This window comes from Fibrobacter sp. UWB2 (assembly GCF_002210425.1).
Lineage (GTDB): Bacteria > Fibrobacterota > Fibrobacteria > Fibrobacterales > Fibrobacteraceae > Fibrobacter > Fibrobacter elongatus.
In genome coordinates, this window is the sequence record NZ_MWQK01000001.1 from 455,536 (window position 1) to 472,380 (window position 16,845).

Below are 16,845 nucleotides of genomic sequence, written 5' to 3' on the forward strand. Positions count from 1 at the left end.
GGTCAGCCTATTGTTGACTTCTTAAATACACCCAAGCATGGTCAGCACATACATATATATCGTTTTTAAATCCACCATGGGAGCGACGATCGTACAAAGCCACCTGACCTTCTCTTTGAGAATTGCATTCAGGCCATTTTTTAAATTCCTCAACAGTACGATTTATAAATTGCTTATCTTGATACTGTTCTGAAGGGTTGACGCCATTGTCCGCATAGCAGCCAACCAAAACAAGCCCGACAATCGAAAAAAGGATACTTTTTACCATAAATAAACACCTAAACCTAAAGCCATGAAGACATCCAAGCCCTTGCCTCTCGTCACTGGATAATCTTCTTCCAAATTCATGTACGACATGCCAAATTTACCCACGATTGAAAAAGAAGAAAGATATCTGTTTGAAGAAAAGAGGTACAACGTGGCAAACTTATAATCAATGTTTACACCCAAAGTATAAGCGGTACCCCATTCAGGGCTTTCGTATCTATAGCCTTGAGGGACTCCCTCAAAAATCATGTGGTCATAATCATCACGTCCGGTGCTAAAACTTTTGACTTTTGTATTTCCGCCAAAGATGCAACCACTAATTTCTATATACGGGCGAATTTTAAGATAACGGCTATCATGCACGACGTAGCCCAGCGCAGCCCCTAAATCAAGCACGCCCTTATGACCAGAATTAACAAATTCTCCTGAAATAGAGAACCGCTTTATTTGCAGATAAATTTCTCCCGTTACAGGATAGTTATCCGGTTTAATCCAATCTTTGCGGTAGTAATTCTTGAAGCCGCCACCAGTACTCAGAAGATAGATGTTTACGCCAAGACCTCCTGTATACAAGCTATTTTGGATAACATGTTCCTTGCGGTTTGCACGGTCCTTATAGAACATTTCGATAAAGTCCATGCGATCTAGCGGAGCCATGATACTTTTACGTACCCATTCAGCATCGGGATGGTCACCATCATTCGAGAGAAAAACCTGAGCCCGTCTTTTCACCTTTTCGAGATACTCATTATCGTAATAAGTCAGCGGCAAATACAGCATCAAGCGCATTTCACGTATTTCGGTCTCATCCAAATCAGAGTCGGCCAATTCGCGCTCAATTTCTTCATGAATCTTTTTTGAACGAGACATCTCAAAATACATTTGAGTAAATGTCGTAAGGCCGTCGTTTCCGGCATATCTCGTATTTTTGGCCTTCTTAACATACGCATTTTTGTGGTATTGCACTAAGAACTTGAGCATTGCACGGTACATTTTCAATTCATTGTAAATGCCAAATTTTTCGGCATCATGAATCGTTATGAGAGAATCAGTCTGCATCGCTTCAAGTTCAGCTAATTTTTGAGAAACCGTCGCTGTATCCCTATCACGGGCGGCATCAAGCAATTCACCACGGACTCTGTAAACGGGGCCCAATTCAGGGTCACTCAGATCAAATGTCGTAAATACATCAGCGGCAAATAGCGTTGCTGAGAAAAGGCACATCACAAACATCAAAATTTTGATTTTCATTCTGCGCCTCCAAAATCAACATACAGCAAATCCGCCGTTACAATGTCACAACGAGTAGGAGAAAAAATGCCGTCAGAATAGCGGCTATCGCGTTCAGAGAACTTTTTAATGTAAATAAGATTCGCACCTACAGATTGAGCAACATCCAACAGCACTTGTGCAGAATTTTCAAGAGAGCAAGCGCCATCATTCGTCTGAACCGTTCCCAAATACGTATTGTTTTCAGGAATCACGGGGATTTCAGCGGCATCGACAACACGTACGACAGCGCCTGGCTGAAGCGGAGTCGGATTTTTAGGAGCGTTTACAAGAACATACGGAATCTGACTGCACGATGTTAGCGCCATTAAGCAAAAGCAAGCCAATAGAATTAAAATTTTCACCTTCATAAGCTATACGTTATAATAATTTTTATAAACAATATAGCATTATTATTTCAAACAAAAAAAGAACCCGCAAGCGGATTCTTTTTTAAGCTTATTTTGGAGGCTGATTAGCAACCGAGCTTTTCGAAGAGGTAAGCTTCGAGCTTGTCGATTGCGACGAGTTCCTGCTTCATGGAGTCGCGTTCGCGAACAGTCACGTAGCCAAGCTTTGCCGGATCGGATTCACCCTCGCCAACGGTGTCGAAGTCGACAGTCACGCAGAACGGCGTGCCGAGTTCGTCCTGACGGCGGTAGCGCTTACCGATGGACTGCGTTTCGTCGTATTCAACGTTCCAGCGGTTGAGGAGCTTCTGGTAAAGTTCTTCGGCCTTTTCCTTGACCTTGCCCTTCTTCACGAGCGGGAGCACGGCAACCTTGACCGGAGCGACCTTCGGATCGAAGTGGAGCACGGTACGTTCGTCGTTTTCGAGCTTTTCGACTTCGTAAGCGTTGCAGAGAAGCACGAGGAGCAAACGTTCCACACCGAGAGACGGTTCGACAACGTACGGGATGTAGCGCTTGTTCTGGACCGGGTCAATGTATTCCTGCTTGACCTTGGATTCGTTCTGGTGCTGCGTGAGGTCGTAGTTCGTACGAGAAGCGATACCCCAGAGTTCGCCCCAACCGAACGGGAATTCGTATTCGACGTCGGTGGTGCCGTTACTGTAGTGAGAAAGTTCTTCCTTGGCATGTTCGCGGAGGCGGAGCTTTTCACGCTTCACACCGAGATCGTTCACGAGCCATTCGAAGCAGTACTTACGCCAGAAGTTGTACCAATCGAGTTCAGTACCCGGTTCGCAGAAGAACTCAAGTTCCATCTGTTCGAATTCGCGAGTACGGAAGATGAAGTTACCCGGAGTAATTTCGTTACGGAAAGACTTACCGATCTGACCGACACCGAACGGGATGCGCGGACGGACGTTGTCAACGATGTTGCGGAAGTCCACGAAGATACCCTGAGCGGTTTCCGGACGGAGATAAACCTTGTTGCCTTCGCCTTCAATCACGCCGATTTCAGTCTGGAACATGAGGTTGAAAGCACGCGGCTTTGTCCAATCGGTCTTGCCGCAAGTCGGGCATTCGATCTTGTTGTCCACCATCATCTGGTGAACTTCGTCAAAATTCTTACCAGCGCAGCAGCCTTCACCGAGCTTTTCTTCGAGGAGCTGGTCAGCGCGGAAACGTTCGTGGCAAGCGAGGCAGTCCACGAGCGGGTCAGAGAAGTTGCCCACGTGGCCAGAAGCCTTCCAAACGCGGGGGTTCAAAAGAATAGAGCTATCGAGACCAAGCACATCGTGGCGGGAAGTCACGAACTTCTTCCACCAGAGATTCTTGATGTTGCGCTTGAGTTCCACGCCATACGGACCGTAGTCCCAAGTATTGGCGAGGCCATCGTAAATTTCGGAGCCGGGGAAAATGAAGCCGCGGCGTTTGCAGAGGGAGATGATGTCCTTGAGGGCATCCTGAACTTTCTTTGCCATTATATATCCTTTATCGGCCGTGCCCAAGGGGCGTGTTTTGGCCGGACTAGGAACCTACCTGGATGATAGGCCCTGACGGGAGCAAATATAGAAATTAGACGAGAGACGTGGAAAATTTTAACGCAAAAAAGACCCCACTTGCGCAGGGTCTAGTTTACTCAGGGAGTCTTAAATCTCTATTTTCTTATCGGACGTTTACAATTCTCTGTTGAGCCCCAATGCGAAGCACGTAGGACCCGCTACGAGGAGCATTCATCGAGAAGTTCGCATCATTCGCGCGACCGTTGTAAATCACACGACCCTGCATATCGAGCAAATTAACATTAGCACCGATTTTAGCGCCTGAAATCTGGAGACTGCGGCCGTTTAAAGTTGCAGAGAATTTTGCGACAGTTCTAAGATTTGCAATTTTCATACCAGGGTTAAACTTTGTCCAAACTCTAGACTTGCAAACGAATACCGTCTTGAGTTCTGTAACATAGAACGTCATATTTTCACGTTTTACAGTACAGCTCGGCATATCTTCTTCAGTACCGACAGCTTCGACAACGATATCCTGGATGGCGCTAGAGCTAGAAGATTCAACCTTAACGCTGGAGCTAGAAGCAGGTTCTACGCTACTTGAAGATGCAGGGGCTTCACTGCTAGAAGAAACAAATTCCTCGCTGCTAGAACTTACATCTTCTCCGAGAGAACTCGAAGATTCTACGCTCTCGCTAGAACTTGAAGCGACATCGGCACTGGAGCTAGACTGCACTTCGCTAGAGCTAGAAGCGACATCGGCACTGCTTGAAGATGCAAGAATCTCGCTGCTAGAGCTTACCTCGTCATTGCGAGAACTCGAAGAGTTCGATGCAATCTCCGCACTGCTCGAAGATTCAAGCAATACGCTGCTAGAACTGACGTTTCCATCGCTGGAAGACTCGAGAATCACACTCGAGCTAGACAAAATATTTTCTGAGCTCGACGAAGACAAATCCACAGAAGTCGAAACAAAGACCGCGCTTACTTCAACATCGAAATTCGGCATATCAAAGGCACAGCTACCTTCGGCGGCAGAGCCACCCATCCCCCACATGCCAGGCGTCGACGAACCAGTTTCTGCCTTTGTGCAAGGCACGACTGTATTAGCATCAAGGGCCCGGACAACGCTAACAGAGGCCACTTTGTAGCCGTTTGACGCATTCGGATTCACGGTCACCTTTACACCCGGCTTTGTGCGGTCTCGATAGCGGTCATTAAACGAAAGCGAAATTCTTCCGTTATCCGTATTTTTTACAGTAAGGTAATAACGTAAGGATTCAAAAGATGCCGTTACAAAGACGTCATGGTCCGGCATCACGAACTGCGAATCATTCTTTTCTGTAGTCGAAACCTTACGCTGTTCGCGAGAATCGCCGTATTCATCATAAACAGTAAAGCCTTTAAAGACCTTACCTTCAGGCGTATTCGGAGTCACGCTAAGCCATGATCCCGCCACAGTTTCTTCGACAAGATTTTGTTCAAACAAGACGTTAAACGATTTTTCTTCATCGTTTCCGACTTTGTTAATTTTGTAGTTTTGTGCATAAGCACTTACGGCGAACGCAAGCGTCGCCCTCAATCCAAGGCAGATATTTTTCCTCATACAAATCCCTAACTTTTGTATTCTAAAATTTAGTATAAGTTTTTTCATCTGCAATGCATGACAACAAACAAAATATTACAAATAAGAAATTTATATGCAAATAAAAATTGTTAAAACGTTTAAAATAACGCATCACATCCACATTGAGAATACCGCAACGGATTTGCACTATTAGCAATCTTTTTACTGATTTCAAAGGAACAAAAAAGCCCGTCCTTTACAATCGCGATTAAAAGACTTTTTATTTTTTTGATATATTTCAATCGTTATTTAAGCAAGTAGAGAATATGGAAGAACCAAAGAAAAAAGGCGTAAAACCGGTCGAGCACAAGAAAGAACAGGAACGATGCATTCTCGTAGGCATCGCAACCCCTAAAGTTCGTCCGTGGCTTGCAGGCGAACAACTCGCAGAACTCGGCCGCCTCGCCGAAACCGCGGGTGCATTCGTCACACGCAGCTTTTTGCAGCGCGTGCAAAACTTCAGCCCGGCAACGCTCATTGGCGAAGGCAAGGTTGGCGAAGTCAAGCGTGCTCTCGAAGAAGACAACGCCAAGATGGTCGTTTTTGACGATGACCTCTCGGGTTCACAAGTGCGTAATCTCGAAGAACGCATGCCCGGCATCAAGGTTCTCGACCGCACAGGACTTATTCTCGATATTTTCGCAAAGCACGCCGTCACGGCAGAAAGCCGCCTGATGGTCGAAGTGGCGCAATTGCAGTACATGATGCCGCGTCTCACCGGTGCGTGGACGCACCTTTGCCGCCAACACAATGGCGGCATCGGCACCAAGGGGCCGGGTGAGACGCAGCTCGAAACGGACCGCCGTATGATCCGCAAGCGCATCCAGGAACTCAAGAAAAAGCTTGAGAAAATCGAGGATGCGCGCGAGCAGCAAGCAGATAAACGAAATGATATTTTCCAGGTTGGCATCGTCGGTTACACAAACGCGGGCAAGTCCACGCTCACAAACCGCTTGACCGGCGCCGACGTTTACGTTGAAGACAAACTCTTTGCAACGCTCGACAGCACCACGCGAAAGCTATTCCTCGATGGCGAAAATATCATCTTGAGCGACACGGTCGGGTTCATTCGCAAGCTCCCCCACAACTTGATTGAAACGTTCAAGAGCACGCTCGGCGTGGCCGCACATGCGGACTGCATCTTGGAAGTCGTTGACGGGAGCGCCCCGGACTACCGCGACCACTTGGAAGTCACGCACAAGACACTCGAAAGCATTATCGACAAAGGTACTCCGAGACTCCGCGTTTTCAACAAAGTCGAAGTCGCAAGCGAAGCGCGCCGCACGGAACTTTTGCAAAACTACCCGGACGCCATCCAAATCAGCGCCAAGGAAAACATCGGCATGGAACGATTGCGTGCCGCCTTCAAGGAACAGCTCGAACGCTGGCACGAGAAGCGCGCCGCCGCAGAAGCCAAAGAAAAAGAAATTGCAGAAGCCCCATGGCCGCCGGAAGACAATTCGTAATCGAAAAAAAATTGTCATGCCCAATTTAATCGGGCATCTCCCTTCTCAAAAAAATCGAAAGGAGATTCCCGCTCGGTGGCGGGAATGACAAATAAACAAAAAAAAACTTAACTGGATGCTTCGTTTCACTCAGCATGACGTTAAAAAAGGAATGAGTTTTGAATGAACAAACAAGAACTTAAAGAAAAGTATGGCAAGAAGCGCGTTCCGCATGAATGGCGCAAGACAGACAAGATTTCTACGCTGATTACGACGTTTTTCGGCTCGGGAATGAGCCCGAAGGCGCCCGGTACTATGGGAAGTCTCGCCGCGGCAATCGTTGCCTACCCCTTGGCCATGTTAAGTTACGCCTACCCCATCGTCATCAACGACAACGCATTCAACACAAAAGATGCAAATGCACTTGAATCATTAGCCGCCATTTTCCTCGCGGTTCCCAAAAACTTTATGATTGCAGCGCTGCTCGTTTTTTTTGCAGCCATCCCGTTTGTGAAAAAAGCGATGAGGGATACCGGCACAGAAGACCCCGGCTGGATTGTGATTGACGAAGTCTGCGGGATTTTCATGACATTCGCCTTCATCCGCCCCGAATGGATTCTGAACGCCCCCTGGATCCTAATCATCGGCTTTGCGCTATTCCGCTTTTTCGATATTCTCAAACCGCTCGGCATCCATAAAATGGAAAAACTCCCCGGAGCTTGGGGAGTTATGGCCGATGACTTGCTCGGCGGAATCTATGCCGGGTTAGTACTCACCATTGGCCTTGTTTTACCCGCCGTATTTTTGATGTAAGGCTATTTATCACAGCGGGTTAAACGTCACGCCAGCCTTGATAGCGACCGAAGACCAATCGGCCAAACCATCAGCAAAGTGATCGTTGAACTTGTGATAGAACTTGGCATCCAAAAGCAGGTCTAAATAGATTCGTTCATTGACGCGGAAACCCACGCCCAAAAGCACACTAAATTCCATAGACGAGTCCAGTTCCCTATCGCGTGCACCATCTAACTCCAAATTATCGAAAAGCGGTATGGAAATCTGAGGGCCAAATTCGAACGATACAAAGCTAGACCGCGGCTTGACTGCAAAAAGAATCGGGAACGCAATCCGCCCCTGCGACAGGCCTCCTCCAGTAACACGCTTGTCTTCCCCATTACCATCTTCAATGTATAGAGGTTCCGACAAAAACAACGGAGCATATTCAAACAGCACGCCAAGCCTTACCGCCAAATGGTATTGCAGCAAAGGCCATTGAACAGACGCTCCCGCCTGAAAAAAAGTGCCCTCAAAAAAGACAATCCGTTCAATCTTTTCGTAATGGTTCAACTGCGTCTCGTTATTTATAACTTTAAAACCCATATTAATCGTCATTCCGACTAAGAAATCGAACGGGACCGAATTTTTCTGAATCCGTTCCGCATTCCTGACGCTATCGCGGTGTGCCTTCGCTTGCATCCAACGGTCATAATCACTAACGCTTTCGTCTTGGGCGAAAGTAAAAGCAGCAAGCAACAGAACAAGTCCAAAAACGCGAAACATACCACAGCCCTCGATAAATGCAATTCAACAACGAACCGTCTTTAATCTATACAAAACTTTGTATAAAAAGTGATGTTCTTATAAACATCCCGACCAAAAGCAATAAGGCCGTACAGGCGGTAAAAAGGTGATGCCCGCTCGGAGGCGGGCATGACAAACTATCGGCTAAAAAATTATTCAAATATCTTGTTGTACAAGCTCGGAGCGAACTTCTGCATGTACCCGAGCACGAAAATCACGGAAATGATAATCGGCAAGCCCCACTTGAAGTAGAGATGCAAAATCTTTAACTTCGGGAACTTCATGCCAACGCCCAAATTCGCTTCAGAGATAAACTTGAACTGTCCCCAGCCATAGCGGGAGTTGCAGAACAGCACAAAGATAAGCGAACCCAGCGGCAAAAGCGTATTCGAGACCAAGAAGTCTTCCAAGTCCAGAACGCAACTTCCCGGACCAAACGGTTCAAAGCTCGAAAGCACGTTAAAGCCGAGCGCGCACGGGAGCGACAAAATCGTAATTGCGACAAAGTTCCACTTCACCGCCTTCTTGCGTTCTACATTGCGCACGTCCATCCAATAAGCAACAATGTTTTCGAACACGGCCACAAGCGTCGAGAGCGCCGCAAAAGACATAAAGAGGAAGAACGCGGCACCGCAAATACGGCCTGCTGGCATCTGCGCAAACACGTTCGGGAGCGTTGCAAAAATAAGCCCCGGACCAGCATCCGGCTTGAGTCCAAACGCAAAGCACGCCGGAATAATGATAAGACCAGCAATCAAGGCAACGCCCGTATCGAGCACACAAATGTGAGCCGCTTCGGTCAAAAGCGAATGCTGTTTCTTGATGTAGCTACCGAAAATGCTCATGGAGCCAATGCCAATGCTAAGCGTAAAGAACGACTGGCCAAGAGCCGCAAACACGACCTCGCCAATACCTGCTTCCTTGAGCTTTGCAAAGTCCGGCAACAAGTAGAACTTAAGACCTTCGCCTGCACCCGGGAGCGTGAGCACGCGGACCATCAAGATGAGCATAATGATAAGGAGCGCAGACATCATCGTCTTCGTGATGCGTTCCACACCGCGCTGGAGCCCAAGTGCCACAATCGAAAGGCCCGCGAAAGTTGCGACCACCATCCAGAACGAGAGCAAGGGGCCATTGCCGAGCATATTCGTAAATTCAGCACCGACTTCAGCAGGAGACAAATGCATGAGGTCGCCCATCGTCACCATGCGGTAGAAGTAATAGAGCATCCACCCCGTCACTGTCGTATAGAACATCATGAGAAGGTAGTTACCCGCAATCATCGGAACACCTGCATAATGCCACTTTTGCCCCGGCTTTTCAAGGATGGCAAACGAACGGCCCACGCCACGCTTGGACGAGCGGCCAACAGCAAATTCCATCACGAGAATCGGGAAACCGAAAATCAACAAGAAGAAGAGGTAAATCAGCACAAAGGCGGCACCGCCATACTGCCCCGTGATAAACGGGAAACGCCAAACGTTGCCAAGCCCAATGGCGCAACCAGCAGCAATCAAGATAAAACCAAGACGGGATTTAAAGTTTTCTCTTTCTGTCATCATTTACCTCATGCACAAATCTAGAACTTGATCGGGTACAGCAAGTACCAATGGAACTCCGGATACACCTGAATCGTAGGTGCCGGGAGCTTAAAGTAGTTCAACGCCTTGACAATCGTGCGCGCCAAACGGCTCTGCGGACGGAACGCCTCCAAATCATAATCGAGAGCGATATAGACTTCACGATGCGGATGCGGTTCCTTGGTAAATACCCTGTCGTCAATACTCAGGCCAACGGCAATGGCAAGCCAACTCGGATAATACTTGCGGGCCGCTTCCGGCAACATCCTATAGGGCTTCAGCGAAAGCCAGAAAGTCTGGTTCACATAGTCATCCGTGAAAACCCCGCCAGAAGCATCATGCTCCTGATCATAATAGGCATTGGAATTGATCCAGTAGCTCCACTTGAGGTCAATATACTTGAATACGGGAACATAGCGTTCCGCCATCGGCAAGAATCCGCCAAGGCCGCCCGAAAGCACATCAAAAATGCTAAAGCCCCACTTAGGAGCAAAGCCATCCTTGATATCAATCGCAATATGGGTCGCCAAGGCCGTAAAGCCTGCAAACAAATAAGACTGGAACTCGCTTGCGCCCGCCCAGCGGTAGCCTTCGTAAAAGGCCTCGCCAATGACGACGCCCGCCGCAAAATGCCCAAACTTGTCCAGGTTCAAGGCGTAATCAAAATCGTTCTCGAAATGAAAACCACGGCCACCGTTATCGTCCCACCAGCCTTTTTCAAAGACAAAGCCATAGGCCGCGCCATAGGCAATCAAGGTGAGGGATGCCACGCCAAAAAGCTTAGCGGGTTCAATTTCGGGTTTAACATCCGTTGGATCTTCACTTCGATAATCCCAGGTCGAATCGCGCCACGTGAGCGAATCCCCTGGAGACGACAAAGCTGCCGCCGGGAACACCAGCGACAGCATAAGCACAAACGCGAGTAAGCCAATAGCAGAACTGTTGGCCTTACGCATTAATTCCTCGCGAAAATGATAACTCCATTTTGGCCTCCGAAGCCAAAGCCGTTGCTCATAGCGTAGTCAATCTTCTGGTTGACAGCACCATTTGCGCAGACATCGAGATGAATTTCCGGATCCTGTTCGAACACGTTGAGTGTACCATGAATCTTCTGGTTCATCACAGACATGATGGTCACGACGGATTCGAGAGCACCTGCAGCACCCAGGCAGTGGCCGATCATAGACTTGGACGAATTGACCTTAAGGTTTTCGAGAGCCGATGCAGAGGACTGCTTGAAGAGCGTTTCGATGGCAGAGCATTCTGCAATGTCACCGAGCGGTGTGGATGTACCGTGAGTGTTAATATAGCTAATATCCTTAGCTTCGATGCCAGCTTCCTTCATGGCGTTGGCCATTGCGAGCATCACACCCTTGCCATCCGGACGCGGAGCGGAGATGTGGTGAGCGTCAGAGCTTGCACCGACACCAGCGATACGGGCGAGAATATTTGCACCACGAGCCTTAGCGTGAGATTCGCTTTCGAGCACGAGGACTGCAGCGCCTTCACCGATCACGAAGCCATCGCGATCCTTATCGAACGGGCGGGAAGCCTGTTCCGGAGCGTCATTGCGCTTGCTGACGGCCTTCATGCTGGTAAAGCCAGCAAGGCTGAGCGGGTTCACCGTTTCGTCGGCACCACCAGCGAGCATCACATCGCAGCGGCCGAGACGAATCATGTCATAGGCATTGGCGATGGAGTGGTTGGAAGTTGCGCAAGCGGAAGTGACCGTGTAGGACGGGCCCATCCAGCCAGTCTTGTTGCAAACTTCACCTGCCGGCATATTCACGATGGCCATCGGAATATAGAACGGGGAAACGCGGGACGGACCACGATTGCTGAGAGCCACAGCGGCATCATAGCAATACTGCAAACCACCGATACTGCTACCAATGATAGCGCCGCAACGTTCCGGATTTTCGTTTTCCGGAGAGATGCCAGCCATCTTCAAGGCCTGGAATGCCGAGTAAACGGCATACTGGATGCAGCGGGAGAACCTAGACTGGTCTCTGGTGCTGTAGATTTCCGAAGCGTCGAACTCACGGATTTCGCTAGCCATGCGAGATGTGTAAGCCGAAGCGTCGAAACGCTGAATGGGAGCAATGCCAGACTTGCCCTGGAGCAAGTTCTGCCACAATAATTCGGGGGAGTTTCCGAGAGAGGAAACGCAGCCCATACCTGTAATAACAACATTTTCCATAATGCGCCAAATATAATAAAAAAAACGGTAACATTTTCGTAAGCGACGCAAGAAAAAGACAATTTGTAACAAAAAATTACAATTTCGAAAATATTTTTATAATTTCGAGAGAATTTGTCCATATATATAGGTTTATCTTTTATTTTCATTACGCAATACTTACAGCAATTCTGTGTGCAGTTAAATGTTTGGAGTTTTCAAAGTCATCCTGGATGGAGCGCAAGCGACTGACGGGATCCATCAAATTATTATGCAAGAAAAGGAGATTCCCGCTCAGTGGCGGGAATGACAAGTCAAGAAGCGGGAATGACAGAAACGAGGCGGGAACGACGAATCAAAAAAAATGCTATTATTCGCGCGTATGCCAAAGAGTTCTCGAAATTTAGTGTGGATGGACCTGGAAATGTCCGGTCTCTATCCTGAAAAAGATGTCATTCTCGAAATTGCGACCATTGTTACCGACGCCAATTTGAACATTCTCGCCGAAGGCCCCGTCATTGCTATTCACCAGCCCGAAAACGTTTTCGAAAGCATGGACGAATGGAACACTCGGCACCACAACCAGAGCGGACTCGTAGACCGTTGTCGCCGTTCACAGTATTCCCTCAAGGATGCCGAACTCGAAACACTCCGATTCATCAAGCCGTTTACCGAAAAAGGCAAGAACCTCCTCTGCGGAAATTCCATCACGCAGGACAGGCGCTTTTTGTACAAGTACATGCCCGAAATTTCGGAATGGCTCTGCTACCGCAATGTCGACGTGAGCTCCATCAAGGAACTCAGTTACCGCTGGTACCCGAACCTCGAAGATTTCCAGAAAGAAAAACGCCACGAAGCTTTAAACGACATCCGCGAAAGCATCGCCGAACTCGCCTACTACCGAAAGACCATCTTCAAGTAATTTTATGGAAAGACTCCCCTACGCCCAGAGAATGCGCAACCGCTGCATTGCGATTACCATCCTCGTTACGATTATTGTTGCCATTGTTCACTGTTCCACCAAAGACGATCCTGAAGAATCCGCTAAACAGCTAAGCGAGCAGCAAACCGCAATAACAGCAGACACGCTCGCCCAAGCCATCGCTCCAAGCGACACCAACCCCTTCGACGAACCGATTACCGCTGACACCTCAGCAAAAGAAAACCCGAATGGTCTCGCCGCCCTGAAAGGCATCGAAGATGAAGACTTCGAAAACTCGGGCAACACCGCCGCCGGAAATGCAGCAAGCGCCACAAACGCAACAGTCGAAAGCACAGACAACGTCCGCGACACCGTTCACATCAAGTCACAAAAGGATCCAATTCTCGCCGATAAAATCGACATTCTCCTCCGCCGCTACCGCCCGGATTTGGGAGTCATCCTTGTCGTGAATACCAGGACAAACGAAATCATCGCCTGGGGCGAACGCCGAGATGGCAAGGTGCAGAACAAGCCAGACTGGATTGGACGCCCCACCTTCCCCGCCGCCTCGCTAGCCAAGCTCGTGACGATTGCCGCCGCCATGGAAAGCAACCGTTACTCGCTCAACACGCCCATCCCGATGATCGGCCGCCACCACACGCTTTACCTGAACCAGCTCCGCGTCCCCGAAAAATACAACGGCCCCACGATGGATCTTTCCGAAGCGTTCGCCCGCTCTGCAAACCCGCCGATGGCTATCGTCGGGAAAACCATCGGTGCAAAGCGCCTCAACGCAGCCGCCGCAAAGCTCGGCTACAACAAGCGATTCCCCGGGAATGCCCCAAACGCGTCAAGTTACACAGCCCCGGACACGGGTTACGGCCTTGCCGAAGTTGCCTGCGGTTTTACAACCTCGACAACCCTTACGCCGCTTCTCGCCGCGGCGCAAGTCCGCGCCATTCTCACCAAGAAGCCTCTTGAAATTCCATGGGCTCGTGACATGGCTCCGTTCGCCCCGCAAAAGCCCCTCGCCCTCGACGTCGGAAAGTTCAGCGAAAACACGTACTACGGCCTTCGCGAATCCATGCTCCGCTCCGTGACGCAGGGAACCGCCCACAAGCACATGTCCACAAAGAACATGGCCCGCAAGAATTTTGAAGCGCTCCGCCTCGGCGGAAAGACCGGCTCTCTCGACGGTACAGACCCCGCCGGCCGTTACGACTGGTTCATGGGATTTGCCGAAGCGAAAAACGACCCGAGCAAGTCCATCGTCGTCATCGTGATGCAGATGCACAAGGAAATTCGTTCGCAACCGGCAACGCAAGTGGCCGCCACCGTCATCAATTACTGGGCGCACCAAAACTTGGATTTGAAAAAATAATTTAGATTTAAGCACAAAAGAAGAAGGATTATCATGGAATTATCTTGGTGGAACTTAATACCGACTTATTTTGATGGAACCGCATTCCAGCTCGGAAGTTTTCCGGTGCGCTGGTACGGTATCATGTACATTTTTGCGTTCGTGACCGCCTACATCACCATGTGGAAAATCAGCCAGAAAGAAAAGCTCGGCTACACCAAGGACCAGCTCGACAACTTCTTCACCTGGATTATCGCAGGCATCCTGCTCGGCGCACGCCTCGGTTACGTGTTCTTCTACAAGGCAAGCTATTACCTTGCGAATCCGACCGAAATTATTTTCCCGATGATTCATGACGATCTCGGTTACCACTTTGTCGGAATTTCCGGAATGTCGTACCATGGCGGTCTCATCGTCGGATTCATCTTCATGTACATCGGAGCCAAGCGCAACAAGCTCGACGTTTGGAAAACCATCAACCTCGCCTTTTTGGTCACGCCACTCGCCTACACCTGGGGACGCTGGGGCAACTTCATCAACGGTGAACTTTTTGGAGAAGCTACGACAAGCGCTATCGGCATGTGGTTCCCGCTTGCCCACGACAGCACGCTTGCAAACCCGATTCTCCACCACCCGAGCCAGCTTTACGAAATGGTCTTTGAAGGCATCGTGCTTTTCGTTCTTTTGTACAACCTTCGCAAGATTCCGAAACTCCACGATAAAATGCCTTGCCTCTATTTGATGGGTTACGGCCTGTTCCGCTTCTTCATCGAATTTTTCCGCAAGCCGGATGCACACCTCGGACGCGTCGACCTCTTTGGCATGAGCCGTGGACAGACGCTTTGCTCGGCAATGATTATTGCCGGTCTCGTGTGGATGATTTATTTATTCTATCGCGAAAAGAAAAAAGCTAATAACCCTTAAACAGGTTTTCCCAGAGGCTTCGTTCTTCTTCGAACTTCTGGGCAAATAGCTTGCTCACCTTCTTATAAACAGCCTTGATGTGCGTAGCCAATTCATCGGTCACGTACTTTTCGGTCTTGCCGTCATCAGTACCCGCCTCGTTCATGAGCTTGAGCCACTGGCTTTCCTGATTTTTGCTGCCAAGCGTCGAAGACAGCGACGTATCTTCGAAACACTTGTTCTTCATGTAATCTTTCCAGACCGACTGCGGAATCTTTTCCAGGAACTTCTTAATGAACGGTTCCGCATTTGTCGAGTAGCCGTAAGAGTTACCAATCAGGCAAATAAGCGGCACGTTGATGACACGCCCCACATTGACGCGGCTCCACAATTCGTCCGTCATTTCAATCGTGGCGTTATACAAATCTTCAGCGGGCTTGGGTTCATTATAGAAATTGTCGATTCCCAAGTGGGCATCGCGCAAGCGATTGAGGTAGTCTGTCAAAGGCAAGTTATCATCCGCAGACGCCGTTTCTGTAACGCTAGCGTTGACAGCAGATGCAAGCGATGCAGCCTTGCCGTCTACAAATTCCATGGGCTTAATTTTGACGTTTTCAGATTCGCTGGCGGCATCGCACTGGTCCATCACGGTCGAATCAAACGATGGAGAAACTCGGAACTTGTAATAGAAACGGACGTTGCCTTCTTGTGACTGGAAGTACAAAGCCTTGTAGCATTCGTTGTCTTTAAACAAATTAGCAAGAGCCCTGTAAGCGCGGTGTCTTGCGCCACCTGACGTAAACTTACCACGGTGGATAGAGACAAAGCAATGGAACGCGCGTACGCAGCCATTCGTGTCAATCACCGTAATGCCGTCGTAGTTCAGCATCGAAATGAACATCTTGCGGATAAAATTCTGTTCGTACAGGTCACGGAACGTCTGCGTTTCAAGCATGGAATCCGGCTTGATTTGCATTTCCTTGTAGTCGTCAAAGACGATTTTACCACTGTCAAAGTTTTCGTCTTCGTTACCGTTCCAGGACGGATCGACAAAGAGGCAAATGGTACCGTGAACCTCTCTCTTGATTTGCGAAAAAAGTCCCGCCCAGAATCCACTCGGGTAAGAATCCAAATCCTTGTCTTCGAGATTATCGGAAAATTCGTTTTCGTCGAGGTCAAAGCGGATTAGCAAGGGATCACTCACGCCCGACGATGTATGCGAGTTGATGCAAATCTTGGAACGGTTGACGCATTCAATCAGTAAAAAGCCTTTTTCGAGAAGGGCGCGTTCTGTTTCGCCGGCATTTCCAAGGTCCGACTGGAACACCCCCACCTCAATCGATGATTCCGATTTTTCACGACCCGAGAGTTGCTGGATAATCAAGTCGCAGCCGCTCTTGCAAAAGTGGATAACGTCCTTCAAGCAAGCCTTGACGCGTTCCTTGAACAAGTTTTCAAGAGCATCGCCCGAAAATTCATAGATGCGGCGATTCCAGCCCATCGGCGGGTTGCCGTTTCCCATGATAATTCTAAAAGTAAAGTGGTCGTTCTCTTCTTGATAATGAGGAACGCTCGGCAACATTTCGATAATAGCATCAATAACAGCTTCCTTCATTTCTGGAAGCTTACGCAAAAAGAAATCCTTGATTTTCTTGCGGTCGAGCCCAATGACGCTCGAAGGATTTTCGTTTTCTCCACTCATATACGCCCAATAGGTTTCTTATTATTAATATACATTGCTATAGAGGTATTTGGGGAAACACCCCCTATTTTTTTGGTCCAAATTGCGGTATTTTTGCAAAG

Annotated in this window: 15 protein-coding genes; 5 read left to right on the forward strand and 10 right to left on the reverse strand. The window is 48.8% G+C overall.

What is annotated here, in order from left to right; all coding sequences use genetic code 11:
* Positions 1-7: 7 nt before the first annotated feature.
* The 5 genes from B7982_RS14745 to B7982_RS02030 form a co-directional block, all read right to left on the reverse strand.
* Positions 8-268, reverse strand: coding sequence for a hypothetical protein (locus B7982_RS14745; RefSeq protein ID WP_144065906.1), 261 nt, complete (start codon positions 266-268; stop codon positions 8-10).
* Positions 262-1,518: a hypothetical protein gene (locus B7982_RS02015; protein WP_088659324.1), complete on the reverse strand. Its 1,257-nt coding sequence runs from the start codon at positions 1,516-1,518 to the stop codon at positions 262-264. Before B7982_RS02015 ends, B7982_RS14745 begins: the two co-directional genes overlap by 7 nt.
* Complete coding sequence (locus tag B7982_RS02020; RefSeq protein ID WP_088659325.1) at positions 1,515-1,865, reverse strand: hypothetical protein; 351 nt, start codon at positions 1,863-1,865, stop codon at positions 1,515-1,517. Before B7982_RS02020 ends, B7982_RS02015 begins: the two co-directional genes overlap by 4 nt.
* Positions 1,866-2,011: 146 nt before the next feature.
* Positions 2,012-3,424, reverse strand: a complete 1,413-nt coding sequence (locus B7982_RS02025; protein ID WP_014545160.1) for a glycine--tRNA ligase — start codon at positions 3,422-3,424, stop codon at positions 2,012-2,014.
* Between the two features lie 184 nt (positions 3,425-3,608).
* Positions 3,609-5,051, reverse strand: a complete 1,443-nt coding sequence (locus B7982_RS02030; RefSeq protein WP_088659326.1) for a hypothetical protein — start codon at positions 5,049-5,051, stop codon at positions 3,609-3,611.
* A 287-nt stretch (positions 5,052-5,338) separates the two neighbouring features.
* On the opposite strand from B7982_RS02030, the gene hflX reads away from it, so the two are divergent.
* Both hflX and B7982_RS02040 read left to right on the forward strand, forming a co-directional pair.
* Positions 5,339-6,538: a GTPase HflX gene (gene hflX / locus B7982_RS02035; protein ID WP_088659327.1), complete on the forward strand. Its 1,200-nt coding sequence runs from the start codon at positions 5,339-5,341 to the stop codon at positions 6,536-6,538.
* 162 nt (positions 6,539-6,700) lie between these two features.
* Positions 6,701-7,330 (forward strand): phosphatidylglycerophosphatase A, encoded by a 630-nt coding sequence (locus B7982_RS02040; RefSeq protein WP_088659328.1) that lies wholly within the window; start codon positions 6,701-6,703, stop codon positions 7,328-7,330.
* Positions 7,331-7,339: 9 nt separating this feature from the next.
* Here the strand turns inward: B7982_RS02040 and B7982_RS02045 are convergent, their stop codons facing one another.
* The 4 genes from B7982_RS02045 to fabF all read right to left on the reverse strand — a co-directional run bounded on the left by B7982_RS02045 (position 7,340) and on the right by fabF (position 11,878).
* Positions 7,340-8,077: a hypothetical protein gene (locus B7982_RS02045; protein ID WP_088659329.1), complete on the reverse strand. Its 738-nt coding sequence runs from the start codon at positions 8,075-8,077 to the stop codon at positions 7,340-7,342.
* A gap of 173 nt (positions 8,078-8,250) precedes the next feature.
* Complete coding sequence (locus B7982_RS02050; RefSeq protein ID WP_088659330.1) at positions 8,251-9,657, reverse strand: sodium-dependent transporter; 1,407 nt, start codon at positions 9,655-9,657, stop codon at positions 8,251-8,253.
* 20 nt (positions 9,658-9,677) lie between these two features.
* The gene (locus B7982_RS02055; protein WP_088659331.1) at positions 9,678-10,634 is read right to left on the reverse strand and encodes a hypothetical protein; all 957 of its coding nucleotides are present in this window, start codon (positions 10,632-10,634) and stop codon (positions 9,678-9,680) included.
* Positions 10,634-11,878, reverse strand: a complete 1,245-nt coding sequence (gene fabF, locus B7982_RS02060) for a beta-ketoacyl-ACP synthase II (protein WP_014545168.1) — start codon at positions 11,876-11,878, stop codon at positions 10,634-10,636. The genes B7982_RS02055 and fabF overlap by 1 nt, the downstream gene beginning before the upstream one ends.
* Positions 11,879-12,239: 361 nt before the next feature.
* Between fabF and orn the strand changes: the two genes are divergently transcribed.
* From orn to lgt, 3 genes are read left to right on the forward strand one after another with little or no spacing between them, the layout of a single operon-like run.
* Positions 12,240-12,779: an oligoribonuclease gene (orn, locus tag B7982_RS02065; protein ID WP_088659332.1), complete on the forward strand. Its 540-nt coding sequence runs from the start codon at positions 12,240-12,242 to the stop codon at positions 12,777-12,779.
* Between the two features lie 4 nt (positions 12,780-12,783).
* Positions 12,784-14,160, forward strand: a complete 1,377-nt coding sequence (locus B7982_RS02070) for a penicillin-binding transpeptidase domain-containing protein (protein WP_088659333.1) — start codon at positions 12,784-12,786, stop codon at positions 14,158-14,160.
* 33 nt (positions 14,161-14,193) lie between these two features.
* Positions 14,194-15,063: a prolipoprotein diacylglyceryl transferase gene (lgt, locus tag B7982_RS02075; protein ID WP_088659334.1), complete on the forward strand. Its 870-nt coding sequence runs from the start codon at positions 14,194-14,196 to the stop codon at positions 15,061-15,063.
* On the opposite strand, the gene B7982_RS02080 is transcribed toward lgt, so the two are convergent.
* On the reverse strand, positions 15,050-16,744 hold the full coding sequence (locus B7982_RS02080; protein ID WP_088659335.1) for a hypothetical protein: 1,695 nt from the start codon (positions 16,742-16,744) through the stop codon (positions 15,050-15,052). The two genes, lgt and B7982_RS02080, sit on opposite strands and share 14 nt — an antisense overlap.
* Between the last annotated feature and the right edge of the window lie 101 nt (positions 16,745-16,845).

Coding starts and splice junctions, on each gene's coding strand:
- B7982_RS14745 (WP_144065906.1), bottom strand. CDS start 268: ATGGTAAAAAGTATCCTTTTTTCGATTGTCGGGCTTGTTTTGGTTGGC.
- B7982_RS02015 (WP_088659324.1), bottom strand. CDS start 1,518: ATGAAAATCAAAATTTTGATGTTTGTGATGTGCCTTTTCTCAGCAACG.
- B7982_RS02020 (WP_088659325.1), bottom strand. CDS start 1,865: ATGGCGCTAACATCGTGCAGTCAGATTCCGTATGTTCTTGTAAACGCT.
- B7982_RS02025 (WP_014545160.1), bottom strand. CDS start 3,424: ATGGCAAAGAAAGTTCAGGATGCCCTCAAGGACATCATCTCCCTCTGC.
- B7982_RS02030 (WP_088659326.1), bottom strand. CDS start 5,051: ATGAGGAAAAATATCTGCCTTGGATTGAGGGCGACGCTTGCGTTCGCC.
- hflX (WP_088659327.1), top strand. CDS start 5,339: ATGGAAGAACCAAAGAAAAAAGGCGTAAAACCGGTCGAGCACAAGAAA.
- B7982_RS02040 (WP_088659328.1), top strand. CDS start 6,701: ATGAACAAACAAGAACTTAAAGAAAAGTATGGCAAGAAGCGCGTTCCG.
- B7982_RS02045 (WP_088659329.1), bottom strand. CDS start 8,077: ATGTTTCGCGTTTTTGGACTTGTTCTGTTGCTTGCTGCTTTTACTTTC.
- B7982_RS02050 (WP_088659330.1), bottom strand. CDS start 9,657: ATGACAGAAAGAGAAAACTTTAAATCCCGTCTTGGTTTTATCTTGATT.
- B7982_RS02055 (WP_088659331.1), bottom strand. CDS start 10,634: ATGCGTAAGGCCAACAGTTCTGCTATTGGCTTACTCGCGTTTGTGCTT.
- fabF (WP_014545168.1), bottom strand. CDS start 11,878: ATGGAAAATGTTGTTATTACAGGTATGGGCTGCGTTTCCTCTCTCGGA.
- orn (WP_088659332.1), top strand. CDS start 12,240: ATGCCAAAGAGTTCTCGAAATTTAGTGTGGATGGACCTGGAAATGTCC.
- B7982_RS02070 (WP_088659333.1), top strand. CDS start 12,784: ATGGAAAGACTCCCCTACGCCCAGAGAATGCGCAACCGCTGCATTGCG.
- lgt (WP_088659334.1), top strand. CDS start 14,194: ATGGAATTATCTTGGTGGAACTTAATACCGACTTATTTTGATGGAACC.
- B7982_RS02080 (WP_088659335.1), bottom strand. CDS start 16,744: ATGAGTGGAGAAAACGAAAATCCTTCGAGCGTCATTGGGCTCGACCGC.